Origin of the sequence: Maribacter sp. 2-571, assembly GCF_050589625.1 — a bacterium.
In the GTDB taxonomy this organism is placed as follows: Bacteria; Bacteroidota; Bacteroidia; order Flavobacteriales; family Flavobacteriaceae; genus Pelagihabitans.
Genome location: NZ_JBNGOP010000026.1, coordinates 20,657 through 36,948 on the forward strand (window position 1 = coordinate 20,657; position 16,292 = coordinate 36,948).

General features: G+C 44.3%; 16 protein-coding genes. 7 read left to right on the top strand and 9 right to left on the bottom strand.

Annotated features, from left to right (window positions below):
• The first annotated feature begins 131 nt into the window (after positions 1 to 131).
• The 4 genes from fabF (at position 132) to pyk (ending at position 4,158) form a co-directional block, all read left to right on the top strand.
• Positions 132 to 1,385, top strand: a complete 1,254-nt coding sequence (fabF, locus tag ACRD7P_RS16395; RefSeq protein WP_430908739.1) for a beta-ketoacyl-ACP synthase II — start codon at positions 132 to 134, stop codon at positions 1,383 to 1,385.
• Between the two features lie 5 nt (positions 1,386 to 1,390).
• On the top strand, positions 1,391 to 2,128 hold the full coding sequence (gene rnc / locus ACRD7P_RS16400) for a ribonuclease III (protein ID WP_430908740.1): 738 nt from the start codon (positions 1,391 to 1,393) through the stop codon (positions 2,126 to 2,128).
• A 141-nt stretch (positions 2,129 to 2,269) separates the two neighbouring features.
• Positions 2,270 to 2,716, top strand: a complete 447-nt coding sequence (locus tag ACRD7P_RS16405) for an IPExxxVDY family protein (RefSeq protein WP_430908741.1) — start codon at positions 2,270 to 2,272, stop codon at positions 2,714 to 2,716.
• Complete coding sequence (gene pyk / locus ACRD7P_RS16410; RefSeq protein ID WP_430908743.1) at positions 2,716 to 4,158, top strand: pyruvate kinase; 1,443 nt, start codon at positions 2,716 to 2,718, stop codon at positions 4,156 to 4,158. The genes ACRD7P_RS16405 and pyk overlap by 1 nt, the downstream gene beginning before the upstream one ends.
• Positions 4,159 to 4,242: 84 nt before the next feature.
• Here the strand turns inward: pyk and ACRD7P_RS16415 are convergent, their stop codons facing one another.
• Complete coding sequence (locus ACRD7P_RS16415) at positions 4,243 to 4,764, bottom strand: PAS domain-containing protein (RefSeq protein ID WP_430908744.1); 522 nt, start codon at positions 4,762 to 4,764, stop codon at positions 4,243 to 4,245.
• Between the two features lie 496 nt (positions 4,765 to 5,260).
• On the opposite strand from ACRD7P_RS16415, the gene ACRD7P_RS16420 reads away from it, so the two are divergent.
• Positions 5,261 to 5,650, top strand: coding sequence for a cupredoxin domain-containing protein (locus tag ACRD7P_RS16420; RefSeq protein WP_430908745.1), 390 nt, complete (start codon positions 5,261 to 5,263; stop codon positions 5,648 to 5,650).
• Positions 5,651 to 5,938: 288 nt separating this feature from the next.
• Here ACRD7P_RS16420 and dinB read toward each other — a convergent pair whose 3' ends face one another.
• On the bottom strand, positions 5,939 to 7,039 hold the full coding sequence (gene dinB, locus ACRD7P_RS16425) for a DNA polymerase IV (protein ID WP_430908746.1): 1,101 nt from the start codon (positions 7,037 to 7,039) through the stop codon (positions 5,939 to 5,941).
• 28 nt (positions 7,040 to 7,067) lie between these two features.
• On the opposite strand from dinB, the gene ACRD7P_RS16430 reads away from it, so the two are divergent.
• Together ACRD7P_RS16430 and ACRD7P_RS16435 are read left to right on the top strand one after the other, a co-directional pair.
• Complete coding sequence (locus ACRD7P_RS16430) at positions 7,068 to 7,736, top strand: NAD(P)H-binding protein (protein ID WP_430908747.1); 669 nt, start codon at positions 7,068 to 7,070, stop codon at positions 7,734 to 7,736.
• Positions 7,733 to 8,200 (top strand): CYTH domain-containing protein, encoded by a 468-nt coding sequence (locus tag ACRD7P_RS16435; RefSeq protein ID WP_430908748.1) that lies wholly within the window; start codon positions 7,733 to 7,735, stop codon positions 8,198 to 8,200. Before ACRD7P_RS16430 ends, ACRD7P_RS16435 begins: the two co-directional genes overlap by 4 nt.
• Before the next feature lie 573 nt (positions 8,201 to 8,773).
• Here the strand turns inward: ACRD7P_RS16435 and ACRD7P_RS16440 are convergent.
• From ACRD7P_RS16440 to ACRD7P_RS16470, 7 genes are all read right to left on the bottom strand, one after another.
• Positions 8,774 to 8,947 carry a hypothetical protein gene (locus ACRD7P_RS16440; RefSeq protein ID WP_430908749.1) on the bottom strand — a complete coding sequence of 58 codons (174 nt, stop codon included), beginning with the start codon at positions 8,945 to 8,947 and terminating at the stop codon, positions 8,774 to 8,776.
• Positions 8,948 to 9,117: 170 nt separating this feature from the next.
• Positions 9,118 to 9,513, bottom strand: coding sequence for a hypothetical protein (locus ACRD7P_RS16445; protein WP_430908750.1), 396 nt, complete (start codon positions 9,511 to 9,513; stop codon positions 9,118 to 9,120).
• A gap of 8 nt (positions 9,514 to 9,521) precedes the next feature.
• Complete coding sequence (pheS, locus tag ACRD7P_RS16450) at positions 9,522 to 10,541, bottom strand: phenylalanine--tRNA ligase subunit alpha (protein WP_430908751.1); 1,020 nt, start codon at positions 10,539 to 10,541, stop codon at positions 9,522 to 9,524.
• Between the two features lie 63 nt (positions 10,542 to 10,604).
• Complete coding sequence (locus ACRD7P_RS16455) at positions 10,605 to 12,476, bottom strand: SulP family inorganic anion transporter (RefSeq protein WP_430908752.1); 1,872 nt, start codon at positions 12,474 to 12,476, stop codon at positions 10,605 to 10,607.
• 282 nt (positions 12,477 to 12,758) lie between these two features.
• A complete protein-coding gene (locus ACRD7P_RS16460) occupies positions 12,759 to 13,385 on the bottom strand; it encodes a carbonic anhydrase family protein (protein WP_430908753.1) in 627 nt (208 codons plus the stop codon).
• A gap of 253 nt (positions 13,386 to 13,638) precedes the next feature.
• Positions 13,639 to 15,231 carry a SulP family inorganic anion transporter gene (locus tag ACRD7P_RS16465; RefSeq protein WP_430908754.1) on the bottom strand — a complete coding sequence of 531 codons (1,593 nt, stop codon included), beginning with the start codon at positions 15,229 to 15,231 and terminating at the stop codon, positions 13,639 to 13,641.
• Between the two features lie 257 nt (positions 15,232 to 15,488).
• The gene (locus ACRD7P_RS16470) at positions 15,489 to 16,286 is read right to left on the bottom strand and encodes a tetratricopeptide repeat protein (RefSeq protein ID WP_430908755.1); all 798 of its coding nucleotides are present in this window, start codon (positions 16,284 to 16,286) and stop codon (positions 15,489 to 15,491) included.
• Positions 16,287 to 16,292: the final 6 nt, after the last annotated feature.

The following is a 16,292-nucleotide window of genomic DNA, read 5'->3' on the forward strand; positions in this document are numbered from 1 at the left end:
AAGTTTCAGAATTATCCATGCCGTCTCCGTGCCGCATGGATAATTTTTTTTAAATTCACTTGCTTACTAGGGTTGCTTTAGTAAACGAATGGCCGATAACCGATGGTTGACGGTAAATAAAACGTAGTTCAATGCAATTAAAACGAGTGGTAGTAACCGGTTTGGGGGCTTTGACACCCATCGGTAACAATATCGAAGCGTATTGGGACGGCCTTAAGAACGGTAAAAGTGGTGCCGCACCCGTAACTTATTACGATACGGAAAAGTTTAAGGTGAAGTTCGCCTGCGAATTAAAAAACTACGATGCGGCCGATTTTTTTGACCGAAAAGAGGCCCGAAAACTGGATCGTTTCGCACAATATGCGTTGGTTTCCTCGGATGAGGCGATTACGGATTCAGGCCTGGACCTCGATAAATTGGATAAATTTCGGGTAGGGGTGATCTGGGGCGCCGGTATCGGTGGTCTGGAAACCTTCCAAAATGAGATGATGACCTTTGCCCAAGGCAACGGAACCCCTCGGTTCAACCCATTTTTTATTCCCAAAATGATAGCGGACATCGCTCCGGGACATATTTCCATCAAACATGGTTTTATGGGACCTAACTATACCACGGTATCCGCATGTGCTTCCTCGGCCAATGCGTTGATCGATGCCATGAACTATATTCGTTTAGGGTATTGTGATGTTGTAGTTTCCGGAGGTAGTGAGGCGGCCGTCGCCATAGCGGGTATGGGCGGTTTTGGTGCCATGCACGCCCTAAGTACCCGAAATGATAGTCCGGAAACGGCTTCACGACCGTTCGATGCCAATCGCGACGGGTTTGTACTCGGTGAAGGTGCGGGTGCGCTCATTCTAGAGGAATACGAACACGCCAAGGCCAGGGGCGCAAAAATATATGCCGAGGTGTTGGGCGGCGGCCTATCAAGCGACGCCTATCACATTACCGCCCCGCATCCTGAAGGGATCGGTGTGGTACAGGTAATGAAAAACTGTTTGAGGGATGCAGGACTGCGGCCCGAGCAGGTAGATCATATCAACACGCACGGAACGTCGACACCTTTGGGCGACGTGGCCGAGCTGAAGGCGATTACCGAGGTGTTCGGAAGCCATGCCCCGAATATCAATATCAATTCTACAAAATCGATGACCGGTCACCTGTTGGGTGCCGCGGGCGCCATAGAAGCGATCGCTTCTATAAAGGCAATGGAGCATAACTTGGTGCCACCGACCATCAACCACGTTACGGTAGACGAAAACATCGATCCCAATTTGAACTTGACCCTGAACAAGGCACAGGAAAGGGAGGTAAACATTGCGATTAGCAATACCTTCGGGTTCGGAGGGCACAATGCTTGTGTTGTCTTCAAAAAAATAAGCGAATAGGGTACATGGGCTTTCCTAAAAATATCTTTAGTTCCCGTCCCAAAGAGGATGGGGATTTTTTTTTAGGGATACAGCGCATATTGGGATTCAAACCGAAAAAGATTCACATCTATAAAAAGGCGTTTTTACACCGATCGGCCAATAAGCGCGACGATGATGGAAATCCCATGAACTATGAACGGCTGGAGTTTTTGGGCGATGCCATGTTGGGAACCATTATTTCACATTACCTGTTTATCGAAGTACCTTTGGGCGACGAGGGGTATTTGACCAAAATGCGCTCAAAAATCGTTAGTAGGGAACATTTGAACGAATTGGGAAAAGATCTGGAGCTGATCAAATTCGTAGAAAGCCGCATTCCAAAATCCCATTTTGGCGACAATATTCACGGCAATGTTTTTGAAGCATTGGTCGGGGCCATTTATTTGGACCGTGGGTACGAGTATTGCAATCGGTTCATACGGTCACGGGTAATCGACCCCTATATCGATATCGAACAGCTCGAGGGAAAGGTAATCAGCTACAAAAGCCTTTTGATCGAATGGTGCCAAAAGAAAAAGAAGCACTTTAATTACGATGTTTATGAGGATACGGGCAACGATCAACTAAAGCATTTTGCCGTAAAACTTTCCATAGGGGACCAGGTTGTGGCCAAAGCCCGGGCCACTTCCAAGAAAAAAGCGGAGGAAAGAGCATCCAAACGGGCTTATTTTGCCTTGCAGAATAAAATCGATAAGCGATAACCCGCCCTAGGTACATTACCAGAACGTCATTAGAACCTTAAATATCGGTTTACGAGGGCTTAATCTAGGCAGATTTCGTTATTAGCCTTATATTTACAGCTTACATAATTTTGTTCTAGCATGGCAGCGGTGCATAAAATTATGGGTGATTTTTACGAGGACCCATTTGATTTAGTGGCTTTACACAGCAGTTCGGAAGATTATGAGTTGGTTTATGCCATCAATTTGTATTTAAAGACCCGCTTCAAACGTTGCCGTGAAGACCTACAGCTGACACCACTGCTTTCCTTTCCGATTTTTGAATGGAAAGATCAGGGTGACGAGAGTTATTGGTCACTCATAAAAAATGATAGTTTTCGGCAGGACGCCTCACCAAGGAGCGATCTTTTTACAGGGGAACCCTCTTTTACGACCCATCATCTGGTGCCGGAACATAAAGAAGTAGATTATTTTCTGAAAATAGAACAAAACAACTTCGATTTGGAGCAAGAGGTATTGCGCCCATTGCTGAAAGTGCCTAAAATTATAACGGCCTATACGATCGACACCAGTACATTAAAATCTAAGAACAACTTAATATTTGTATAATGCCAACCAGGAAGAAGACAAAAATCGTTGCCACTTTAGGCCCCGCGACAAGCAAGAAGGAAGTGCTAAAACAAATGATCGAGGCAGGGGTAAATGTCTTTCGCATCAATTTTTCCCATGCCGATTATGACGACGTAACCGAACGCATCAAGATCATTCGGGAACTGAACGAAGAAATGAATACCTATACTTCTATTTTGGCCGACCTACAGGGCCCAAAATTGCGGGTAGGGGTCATGGCAGGGGAAGTGGTAGTTTCTCCGGGCGATGAGCTCGATTTTATAACCGGAGAACCTTTTGAGGGAAATGAAGAACGCGTATACATGAACTATAGTGCGTTCCCCAGGGATGTAAAGCCAGGGGAAAACATTCTATTGGACGATGGAAAGCTGATGTTCGAAGTGCTTGCTACCAATGGAGAAAATAAAGTAAGGGCAAAAGTGATTCAAGGGGGTCCCTTAAAATCTAAAAAGGGGGTCAACCTTCCGAACACCAATATTTCGTTACCGGCCCTCACCGAAAAGGACGTAAAGGATGCCATATTTGCCATTTCCAAAAAAGTGGATTGGATCGCACTTTCCTTTGTGCGTTTTAGTCAGGACCTTATCGACTTGAAGGATCTGATCAAGGAACATACCAACGATAAGATTCCGATTATTGCCAAGATCGAAAAGCCCGAGGCGGTGCAGAATATCGATAAAATCGTTTCGTATTGCGACGGTCTGATGGTCGCAAGGGGCGATTTGGGCGTTGAGGTTCCGGCACAAGAAGTGCCCTTGATCCAAAAACAATTGGTACTTAGGGCCAAAAAAGCCCGTATTCCCGTAATTATTGCCACCCAAATGATGGAGACCATGATCACCAGCCTTACCCCGACCAGGGCAGAGGTAAACGATGTGGCAAACTCCGTAATGGACGGTGCGGATGCAGTAATGCTTTCCGGCGAAACTTCTGTCGGGAATTACCCGGTGCAGGTCATCGAGAAAATGACGAGCATTTTAAAAAGTGTAGAAGGCTCCGATTTGATCAAAGTACCGCATGACCCACCACACATTAGAACAAAACGGTATATCACCAAATCGGTCTGTTATCATGCGGCCATTATGGCGAATGAAATTAAGGCGAAAGCCATATCTACCTTAACGAATAGTGGGTATACCGCATTTCAAATTTCTGCCTGGCGGCCAGATGCGCATATCTTGGTATTTACCTCCAACCGTCGCATACTTACGCAACTGAGCTTGCTATGGGGCGTACACGCTTTCTTTTATAATCGCTACGTTTCTACCGACGAAACCATTGAGGATGTAAACCAGATCGCTTGCAAAAAAGGATTTTTGGATGTGGGCGACATGCTGATCAGTTTGGCGGCAATGCCCATCAAAGACAAGGGTATGGTAAATACGCTGCGGGTTACCGAAATAGAGAGCTGTCCTTCATAGATAGGACCCATAACTAAAAAAAGGACTTATAAAAAAGCCCCGACCTGTATAGGGATCGGGGCTTTTTCGTTCATAAATAAACACTTAAGCAACTTCTTTTTCATAGGCTATAAAGTGCACAACTTTTCCTTTCTTGTTAAACAAAGGTTCCCCCTTGATCCAACATTTATACGGACTACCATCTTTGCGGTAGTTTAGAATGGTAGCTTCAAAACCACATTTTCGTTTGATGGCATTGGAAATATATACCGAGGTATCTTTACAGGTATCCTTTCCCTGAAACATTTTTGGTGATTCCCCGATGATATCCGTTACTTCATAACCGTTCATGTGTATAATGTTGTGGGATGCATGCACGATTTTCAATTTGGCATCGGTAACAACGATAACATTATCCTTTTCTAGCAACGCCTCGTTTAGGGAAAGACTGCTTTGCCAACCGTGCTCTTTTGCCAATTGGTTCAATACAACGATATCCCTACTGAATTTTGTCAAACGATCAAAATGCAGACCATAGGAATCCCATGAAAGGATGGGCAAACTATTGATCTGTTGCGTATCATAAAACTTCTGTGCGGCAATATCGTATTGTTTTAACTCTATCATAGTAAAGGGGATAAAAAAGCGGGATTTTTTAGGAAATCGACCGCGCTATTCTCTAGCGATTCGGACTACTCATATACTGTCATTTCGTAATCACTACGGTACAATACTAATAAAAGAATACAGCCCTCTAAAATTTAAAGCAATGATTAACAGTTTTGTTTAATTATTAGTCTTGTTAAAATTTATCTGGATGCTTAAGGATGAACAAAAAAAAGCGCTTTTTAGCACTAAACTAGCTTAATACAGCTGATCTGACGGTGATAAAATACCGTAATGCGCTTGTGGGAAGCCTGAAAGTGAGGTCTTTTTAGACCTTCATCTCCTGTTTTTTCCGTTATGGGAACAATGTACAAGTTCTTGGGAAAAACGTACGTACCCCAAGGTGTTTTTTAGGGGCATCTTTGCCTTGTCATTATCGATAACGGATTTGCCGAAAATCGAGATGGAAACAATAATACATATTCATTCATAATTTAAACAAATAAAATCAGTACCCATGAAAAAAGTAATCACAGCAGTAGTAGCCTTGTTTTTTGTAGCCACCTTTTCCTCCAATGCGCAAGACACTATGGAAAAGGCCGCAAAAACCATAAGTTTGGAACAAACACCGGGAGAGTTCACGCAAAAGAGCCTTACGGTTCCTGCGGGAACCTATGTTTTTGAAGTTGCGAACAAGGATGTCGGACATGATGTCGGTTTTGTATTGGTCAAAAAAGGAGAGGACATTAGTAAAGCCGAAAACCATATTAAAACGGCCTATGTAACCGAAGTTGTAGCAACAGGTGCGGTAGGGACTTCACAGCCCACCGTTTTGGAAAAAGGGGAGTACGTTTACTTTTGCCCTATGAACCCTACGGCCACCGACAACACCTTAACGGTAGAATAATACCGTTTTAACTTGAAATGAAAAGAGGGTTTTAACAATTCACTCCACATCGAACGCGTTATGGACCAGTTTCATAACGCGTTTTTTTTTTTACTATTACCATTTTAATTTTGAAATAGCACTAATAAATCGTTTCTTTTTCAGCTGTTCTTCGTTGAAAAATATAACCGTAGCTAAGGCTATGCTTAGATTTTTTGTCTCGAACAACTAAAAAATAATTCAATTTCTATACGCGCGATTTCAAAGTTAAAATGGTATGAATAAGAAGTTAGGGACAAAGCCCATCGTTTAAAACTCGAACTTTAACTGTACCGATACGGCATCTTTTTTTATGGGGGTACTTCCTTTTTCGGTATTGAGATTGGCCAAGGAGATGCCCAACAGGCGAACGGAGTTCTCCATTTTTTCTTGGTATAACAGTTCTTTGGCGGTTTCTAAAATTAAGGTGCCGTCCGCAATAAAATAAGGAAGGGTCTTGCTTCGGGTCTGTAAGGTGAAGTCACTGTATTTGATTTTCAATGTAACCGTTTTTCCTGCGATATCGGCCTTTTTCAGGCGTTTTTCGAGTTCTTGCGCGATGTGTTCCAAGCGTTCGAGCATAAAAATCTCGCTGCTGAGGTTTTCGCTAAAGGTCCGTTCCGCACCAACGGACTTTGGAATTCGATGCGGCTTCACTGCACTGTGGTGTATGCCGCGTACCACGTTAAAGTAATGACGCCCGCTTTTACCAAAGTTTTCTTCCAAAAAGGCCAATGATTTTGTTTTAAGGTCCGTTCCGGTAAAGATGCCCAGGCGGTACATTTTGTCGGCGGTAACCTTTCCTACCCCGTAAAACTTTCGAATTTCCAACGCTTCCAAAAAAGCGATCACTTCCTCCGGGCCTACCGTTTTTTGACCGTTGGGCTTGTTATGATCACTGGCGATCTTGGCAATGAATTTGTTGATACTGATTCCGGCAGAGGCGGTCAAGCCGATCTCCTTAAAAATACGTTCCCGAATTTCTTTGGCGATCAACGTCGCCGAAGGATTTCCTTTTTTGTTGACCGTAACATCGAGGTAGGCTTCATCTAAAGAAAGGGGTTCTACCAAGTCCGTGTAGTCAAAAAAAATCGACTTTACCTGTTTTGAAATTTCTTTGTAACGGGCAAACCTTGGTTTTACAAAGGTGATATGAGGGCAGTTTTTTTTTGCCAAATAGCCGCTCATTGCACTGCGCACACCATATTTTCTGGCCTCATAGTTCGCGGCGGAAACGACCCCTCTTTTTTCACTGCCGCCTACGGCCACAGGTTTCCCTTTTAGGCTGGGATCGTCCAGTTCCTCCACCGAAGCGTAGAAGGCGTCCATGTCTACATGAATGATCTTTCGCGATAGCGGTTCGTTGTGCATACCACAAAATTAGGCTATATTTAGCGGAATGGCGAAACAACCAAAAACGGCGATATTACTCGGGGCTACCGGCCTTACCGGCGGCCATTTGCTACGGTTGCTACTGGAGGACGGGCGCTACAGCCAGATCCGACTTTTTTCGAGACGGGCCATTGGCTTTGAGCATCCCAAGTTGGTGGAGTTTATAGGCGATTTGAAAAACTTGGCATCTTTTAAAAAGGACTTTGCGGGCAATGTCGTTTTTTGTTGTATCGGCACCACCAAAGCCAAAACTCCCGACAAAGACGCCTATCGCACTATTGATTTGGGCATCCCGGTAGCTGCGGCCGAATTGTGTAAGCAAAATGGCATCGACACTTTTGTGGTGCTATCGGCCCTTGGCGCCGACAGTAAGAGCGCTATCTTCTATAACAGGGTGAAAGGAGAGATGCAGGATGCGGTACAACGCTTGGGGCTTACGAAAACCCATATCATGCAGCCCTCCTTGATCGGGGGCGACCGTACCGAAAAACGTACCGGAGAGTGGCTAGGCAAACTAGTGATGAAGGGTTTGGACCGCCTTTTGGTAGGTCCCCTAAAAAAATACCGTACCATACACCCCCAAACCATTGCGAAGGCTATGGTTTGGGTGGCCAACCATCAGGTGGAGAAGCAGATCATTAAGTCCGACGAAATTTTTGAGATAGCAGCACGATGATCGAAATAGAGCGTAAGTATTTAGTGCGTTCGGATGCGTACCGTAACGAGGCCAAAGCCCAAAAAGCTATGGAGCAGGGCTTTTTAAATACGCACCCAGATCGCACCGTACGGGTGCGAATAATGGGCGACAAAGGTTTTTTGACCGTTAAGGGAAGATCGAACAGTTCGGGAACTACACGGTTTGAATGGGAACGGGAGATTCCGTTGCAGGAAGCAAAAGCGTTATTGCTCCTTTGTGAGGAAGGGGTCATTCAAAAAATACGGTTTTACGTGCCCAAGGGAAAGCATGTTTTTGAGGTAGACGAGTTTCAAGGTGCCAATAAAGGTTTGACGGTAGCGGAGGTAGAGCTACAATCGGAAACCGAGGCTTTTGAGGTTCCGGAGTGGTTGGGGGCGGAGGTAACCGGTGATGTACGGTATTACAATTCCCATTTGAGCAAACAACCTTTTGCTACTTGGTAGACCTGAAAAAGAAACTATTGCTATACCTGCTATTTCAAAGTTAAAATTGAACTCATTTAGACTTTTTGGATTGAAGCGAAAATTAGTGATTTAAAGGCCTGTTGAAGACTTTTTTGAGTTTCATAGCAGGGCTACGAGAGGAAAAAAAGGCAAAAACAGGGCTGTAAAGGACAATTTTTTAGCCAATTAAAAAAGTCTAAATGAGTTCATGGTATTCGTTGAAAGACTACACTTTAGGGCAAATCTTTCCTGGGAGTATTCCAAGCTACAAATCTTCAACAAGTGGGACGTTGCACTGGGCGGTCCGTAATTTTTATGGATTGTAAAAAATGGCAATAACTTCGAAGTCGAGCCCGAGAATAAGAAAATCAAGGCAATGATAAAACAATATTTACGCGCTCGGAAGTCATTGCCAAAATCAAGAACTTCTTAAGGCCCGTTGCTAAAAAAGAATGCAATGGCCTTGTGTTTTACGCCTCCCGGAGCATCGCGGAACGTGCGGGCCCGAAGCCTATGGAGGTTATCCCAAGTTACAGGAATCCGTCTGAAAAGTCGGTGGAAATATGATAAAAATCAAGCCTGAAAAATAGGGTTATCCGATTTTTGAAAGTGGATATTTATGATATTCCAATAGGCAAAAAAGAAATAATACCAATTGCTGAAACCTGAAGTCCAGTAGTTCGGGAAAAACTCGGCACTGCTGCGATCGCACAACGGCTTGGCACCCTTGGCACTACTGTGATTCAATTATACCATTTTTGCTTTAAAATTACCCAAATAAAAAGCTGTGATTTTTTGTTTAGACAAAAAAGAAAATTCAAGCATAGCAGTCACTACGGTCGTTTTTTGTTTTGAAGTATAAACGAAAAAGGGTAATTTTTAATGGATAATTTTAAGGTAGAAAAGGTATTAAACAGCTACCGTGCCAAAATACCCGGTTTATCGACAAAGGGGATTTGCTGTAAATTTTGTTCCCCTACGGTATGCTTTTCAAAAAGGAAGCGTTTTTCGTATAACTTCCCGTCCGCATAAAAGGTCACAAAAAATTCATTGTTCAAACGAAGAACCTCTTCTTGGACCAATTCAATTTTTTCAAAGGATTTTGCCGCTACGACACCGATACCGTGTCGCATGGTGGACGTTTTTCTTTCGCCATCATAGCCTTTGGAAACCACCAGTACCATATCAATTTGAGACGTTCTATCGTTAATGATAACGGCATTCCATTCCTTGTTCAGAAAATCATCGGTCCATTCCTGTACCAAAGCGACGTATACGTCCTTTACAATGGGGATTTCAATGTCTTTTTTCACGGTAAAAATTAAAGGGCGCTCTTAAACTGTTCCAAAAAGCGAATGTCGTTTTCGCTCAAAAGACGGATGTCCGAAATTTGGTGCAACAACAATGCAATACGATCGATTCCCATACCGAACGCAAAGCCCGAATATTCTTTTGAATCGATTCCGCAGTTGTCGAGAACATTGGGGTCTACCATGCCACAGCCCATGATTTCCAACCAGCCGGTACCCTTGGTCATACGATAGTCGGTCTCGGTCTCCAAGCCCCAATAAACGTCCACTTCGGCACTAGGTTCCGTAAAAGGGAAATACGATGGCCTTAGCCTAATTTTTGACTTCCCGAACAGCTCGGTGGTAAAGAACTGCAAGGTTTGCTTCAAATCGGCAAAAGATACGTCCTTGTCAATGTAAAGCCCTTCTACCTGATGGAAGAAGCAATGTGACCTTGCGGAAATGGCCTCGTTACGGTATACCCTTCCCGGGGAAATGGTGCGTATGGGCGGTGTGTTGTTCTCCATATACCGTACCTGAACCGATGAGGTATGGGTACGAAGAAGGATGTCGGGGTCGGTCTGAATGAAAAAGGTGTCCTGCATGTCCCGGGCCGGATGGTATTCCGGGAGGTTCAGGGCGGTAAAGTTGTGCCAATCATCTTCTATTTCAGGGCCCTCCGAAACGTTAAAACCTATTCTGGAAAAGATATCGATGATCTGGTTTTTAACAATGGAAATGGGATGGCGCGCTCCCAACGATACGGGTTCGCCCGGTCGTGTAAGATCACCGTAAACACTTTCCGCCTCTGAAGATTGGTCCAGTGCATTTTTAAGCTGGTTCACCTTTTCGTTGGCCGCTTTTTGTAGGGCGTTGATGGTTTGCCCAAATTCCTTTTTCTGGTCGTTGGCAACGTTCTTGAATTCTGCAAAAAAATCCTTCAAAAGTCCTTTTTTGCCCAGATATTTTATTCGGAAGGCCTCCAGGGTTTCCTTGGAATCCGTGGTAAATTGTTCTACTTCCGAAATATGTTCTTTTATCTTATCAATCATGGTACTACGGTAAAAAGGGCAAATTTAAAGCTTTTGGTCCAGTACGGGGATATGTTCTACTTGCTAAATGGCCACTTCATTAGTAACGTTCTTGCGTATCCATACCAAACAGTCCTCAAAATTGTCAAAAATATGGGCTTCGGGAATCAGATCGGGAATAATATCGATCCGTTCCATCATAAAACGGGGTTGCGAAGGTACTTTTACCAAAAGAACATCGACACCGGCATTTTTCAGGGGAATTAGCATGTCCTCCAAGGCATAGAGTCCCGATTGGTCCATATACCGCATCAGTCCCATACGTATCACAATGGTAGAGGCCGTATCGGGAACCTGCTCCGAAAGCATCTGAAAATCACTGGTGCTGCCAAAAAATAACGGACCGTCAAGATGTTTGATGAATACTTCTTCACGAAGCTGTTCGGGAAAATCCTTTTCATCTTCCCAAACGGCCTCTTTCAACAAGGGCTTTACATGGGAACGTTTGGCCGTAAGGTCGCCCATTTTTTTCATGAACATAAGACTGGCCAGTACCATTCCTATTCCAACCGCATAGATGAGGTTCCAGAAAGTTGCAAGCAACATGACCACAATCATGATGATGACCTCGGAACTTAATTTTAACGGTCCCAACCTTACGTCCTTGGGCATGGTGGAAATCGCTTTTAGGCCTTTGTAGTCCATCACACTGATACCGACCGTGAGCAATATTCCCGCCAACACGGCGGCCGGTATTTTGGAGGCGATAGGCCCCATCGCCAATAGCACGAACAAAAGGAGGACACCGGCGATCATTCCCGAGAGTTTCGTTTTTCCGCCGGAGTTAATGTTTACTACGGTGCGTATAGTAGCTCCGGCACCTGGTATTCCCGCGAATATTGCGGCAATACTGTTCCCGATGCCCTGTCCGATCAATTCTCGATTGGGTTTGTGTTTGGTTCGGGTCATATTATCGGCCACCACCGAGGTGAGTAGCGAATCGATAGCGCCCAATAAGGCCAAAGTAAGTGCACTAAAAAAATAAGGGGCGATCATGCCCAGATCGAATTGCGTAATTATCTCTAGATGTGGCATAGGAAGGCCTTCCGGTATTTTTTCGATGGTACGGTAATCCAGTTTAAACCCGTAGGCCACTCCCGAAACCGCCAAAAGTGCGACCAAGGTACTCGGTATCGCCGTGGTGATCCGTTTAAAACCGATAACGATTACTATGGTGGCAAGTGCCAATAGCAATTCGATCCAATTTATGTTTTGCAATGCGTTGGGCAGCACCTTAAGCGCTCCCAAAACTCCTGAAGACGCATTGGATGCCAGATTTTGGGCTTCTTCCAGAATGGCGGCGTCATTAATTTCATCTGCTCTTTTAAGGGTGTTTTCAAAATCTTTCAAGGTTAGGGTGCCTTCCCCAGTTTCGTCTTGCAGGGTATTATCCAATAACGAGGCCTCTGCTCTGGTCTCGAATTGTTTTACAAAGCCCTGATCTTCCTTAGGGTAATAGCCTACCAAAGGAAGCAGTTGTGTGATGATGATGATCAGTCCGATGGCAGTCATAAACCCTGAAACCACTGGGTACGGAATGTAGCGGATATATTTCCCTAGCCCCAGGACACCAAGCCCCATTTGTAGGAGTCCCGCCAAAAGGAAAACGGTCAATATGGCCGGTAATGCTTTTTCGATACTACCATCGTTCAAGGCGATAATACTGGCAATTACGAGCATGCTTACTGCGGTCATCGGGGCGGTCGGACCGGAGATCTGGGTGTTGGTGCCCCCGAAAAGTGCGGCAAAAAAACTGATAAAGATCGCACCATAGAGTCCGGCACTCGGCCCTAATCCGGAGCTGACCCCAAAGGCCAGCGCTAAAGGGAGTGCGACGATTCCTGCGGTAATCCCTCCAAAAAGGTCGCCCCTCACGTTCGAAAAAAGTTGTTTCATGAGTATGTTGTTTGCTACGGGTGAATATACTCTTTTTTAAAGAAAAAGAACACCAATGCCGGCCATGACCGCAGTGGATAAAACAAGGAAAAATGAAATTATGGGGGCATGGTTTTTATAGGGCCTATACAGGCCGGCCGGCCGTAACACCAGAAATGGTATAATCTGGAAGTTGTAAATGGCGCGTTGGTATACCTTTGGTCCCGAGTCGGTATTAAAAAAGAGCGCATATAGCGCTCTTTTTCATTAAGTGTTTGAAAGCGCATTCCAACGCGTAAATTTTTATACGAAGGTCACCTTACCATTCTGTATATCGTACATGGCACCCACAATTTTGATGTCCCCGTTATCTTCCATTTCCTTGAGTACCGGACTTATTCTTCGGGTCTTATCAATGGTCAATTGTACATTTTTTACGGCGACTTCGTTAACAAAGTCAATATTTTTGGAATTGCGTAAGCTGGTATCCGAGGGATTGCTTACCGCTTCTACCGCAGGCCTGATCTTATCGAGCAGAATGGTGAGGTTCCCCAATCGGGCATCATCGCAGGCTCCTTTTACGGCACCACAGGCCGTATGTCCCAAAACAACGATTACCTTGGTACCCGCGAGTTTACAGGCGAACTCGATACTTCCCAAAATATCTTGGTTGACAATGTTTCCTGCGACCCTGGCACTAAAAATATCGCCAACACCCTGGTCAAAAATAAGTTCGGCGGATACCCGCGAATCGATACAACTTAGAATGGTCGCAAAGGGATATTGCCCAGAAGCGGTATCGGACACTTGTTCCAATAGATCGCGTTCTGCCGTTTTGTTATGTACAAAACGTTCGTTTCCTTCCTTTAACAATTGTATGGCAATATCAGGCGATATGGCCGCTTGTTTTTCCTTAGTAAGTGCTTTCATCTGTTTATATTTATTGTTTTTTAATGGTCAGATGTAATTCGCCAATAATCATTTCGGTTGGTATCAAGAATTGTTATGGCTCATTTCATCTGTTTAAAATTTTGTAGTTTGCTGAAAATGAAGAAACTAAAAATTTCTGCACATTCAGTAATTCGCATAAACTTATTTTAATCATCTCGGTAGGGTATGCTTAAAAAAGTTTATGCTCATTTCATAATTAAAATTTTAGTACAACGATGGCATTTGAGATGCATCAGGTAGACAGCTTGGGCCGAAGCCTGAAAAAGTCGGAATAACTTTCTGGATTTTCAACGACTCCCCGCTCTGAAACCAGCTTTATGGTAATGTTTCGATTACGTGCCTTCTCACCAAAATCGTCCAGTATTTCAATAATGTCGTTATCCAAGTACCGTGTTTTGGTCACGTCCAATTCAAGATAGGAATTTTCAGGAAGTTTATCCAGTTCCTTTAATATCGCGCCTTTGTTAAAAAAGGTCACCTCTTCCGCCAAGGTCATTTTTATTCTGCCATCGTCGACATCTTCCCCTTCCTTGTGCAAAAAGTGGGAGTTCTGATAGCTTTTGATAAGGATAACGATAATGCCGACGCCCAAACCGAGTCCGATACCTACTAAAAGATCGGTGAAAATAATACCCACCACCGTAACGATAAAAGGTACGAACTGTTTCCAGCCCATTTTGTACATGGTTTTAAAAAGAACGGGTTTTGCAAGTTTGTACCCCACAATGAATAGAATGGCGGCAAGTACCGATTTTGGAATTAAATTCAGCACCGCGGGTATGGCCACTACGGAAATCAGTAAAAAGAACCCATGAACGATGGCGCTCATCTTTGTTTTTCCACCGGATTGTACGTTGGCCGAACTACGAACGATAACTTGGGTGATGGGCAGGCCACCGATCATACCGGATACGATATTTCCCGCACCCTGGGCTAAAAGCTCCCTGTTTGTCGGTGTTACCCGTTTTTCGGGATCCAGTTTGTCGGTCGCTTCCACACAAAGCAAGGTTTCCAATGAAGCTACCAGGGCTATGGTGAACCCGGTAACCCATACTTCACTTTTTGTGATTGCGCTAAAGTCGGGAAAACTGAACTGGCCTATAAAGCCGTTAAAGTTTTCGGGTACCGGTACGGCGACCAAATGTTCCTTGGCGAGGGCCAGATCGCCATCTTTGGTCAAGAGATAAAATATGATTCCGGTCACAACGGCGACCAAAGGTCCTTGGATCAATTGAAAGATCTTGCCTTTTTTGGAGAGTACATTGTTCCACAGCAGCAAAATGCCCATAGCGATCAATGCGATAAGCGTAGCCCCATTGTCAAAGTTTCCGCTCAAAAGCGCGTTCAAGGCATTCAGGATTTCCGTAAAGGTATTTTCGCCATCGATCTGCAAAAAGGCGAAATCCCCTTCCGGATCTTTATCGAAACCAAAGAAGTATGGAATTTGTTTTAAGATGATGATGATACCGATACCGGTGAGCATCCCCTTAATCACGGAGGATGGGAAATAATATCCGATAACCCCTGCTTTTAGGATACCGAAGGCAATTTGTATGATACCCCCCAAAACCACGGCCACAAGAAAGGGTTCATAGCCCAAAGAGCCAATGGCCGCCAAAACTATGGCAGCTAAGCCGGCGGCGGGACCGCTGACACCGATTTGGGATCCACTAAGGGCACCCACCAAAATACCACCGATAATACCGGCGATCAAGCCAGAAAACAAAGGCGCCCCACTGGCCAGGGCAATACCAAGACAAAGTGGTAGGGCAACAAAAAACACGACAATACTTGCCGGTAGATCTTGCTTTAAATGTTTGAACATAGTACGAATGTGTTACGCCATCCAAAAAACGGTAAGGCTGGTTGTTACGTTAAAAATCATTGTTATCATTTGCTCTTTACCGTGCCCCCACGGAGAACAAACAATAGTGTATATCGGAACAGTCACAATTTAATAACTTCCGATATCGCTAGTCATAAAAATAAAGATAAAGATGTTGATTTTTTGCATGAACTACAAAACTTGAAAGCACTTCTAGGTAAAGATACTAGTAACACTTTCAATTTTGTTCGGATTTTTTAAAAATCTCTAAGCGTTTTGATGCTTTTTTTAGGGATCCATCCAGATTTACCGTCGGCGATCTGAATTTTGAAGTAGTCGTTATAAGTTTCCAAAATGGACACTTTAGCCCCTTCGTGAAGTACGAATACTTCCTGTGCCTTTTCATTGGGATCCGACTGAATGCGAACCTCATCGGCGAAAACGATTGCCGGTCGATTGGCCTGCAGGTCCTTATATTGTATATAGGCCATTGTTACGGCAAGGATCGAAAATACCAACATGGTCAAACTAAAGATGAAAGCGATGCGTTTTCTAAAGGCAGATCCGAAATAGTAAAAGGCAATGTAAAAAACGGTAAAAAGAATCATTAAAACTACCGCTGCGTAGGCCCATTGATCGAACGACAGGTAGTTGGTAAACGTTTTATAGAATTTGGAAAGGCCTACTTCCGGCAGGGGCGTTATGGCATCTAGGGTCATTTTTTGTGCGTAACCCAAATTGTTCTTTATTTCGGGGTCATTGGGCTTTAGCAGGAGCGCTTTTTCAAAATTATAGATGCTTGGGGCAATTTCATTTTGTTTGTAATGGGCATTGCCCAAATTGTAGTAGAGCTCCGCTGAATGCCTCCCCGATTCCAAAATGGATTCATACAGGCGTATCGCCGTCTCAAAGTCACCTTCGTTATATGCGGCGTTAGCACGCTCAAAGGACGATTTTTCCTGACCCCAAGCCCAAAAACAGTTCCCTAGGATAAAAAGCAGCAGTAGCTTTTTGATGATATGGCTATATGTTGTTCGCGTTCCAGTCTTTTTCATGTTCCG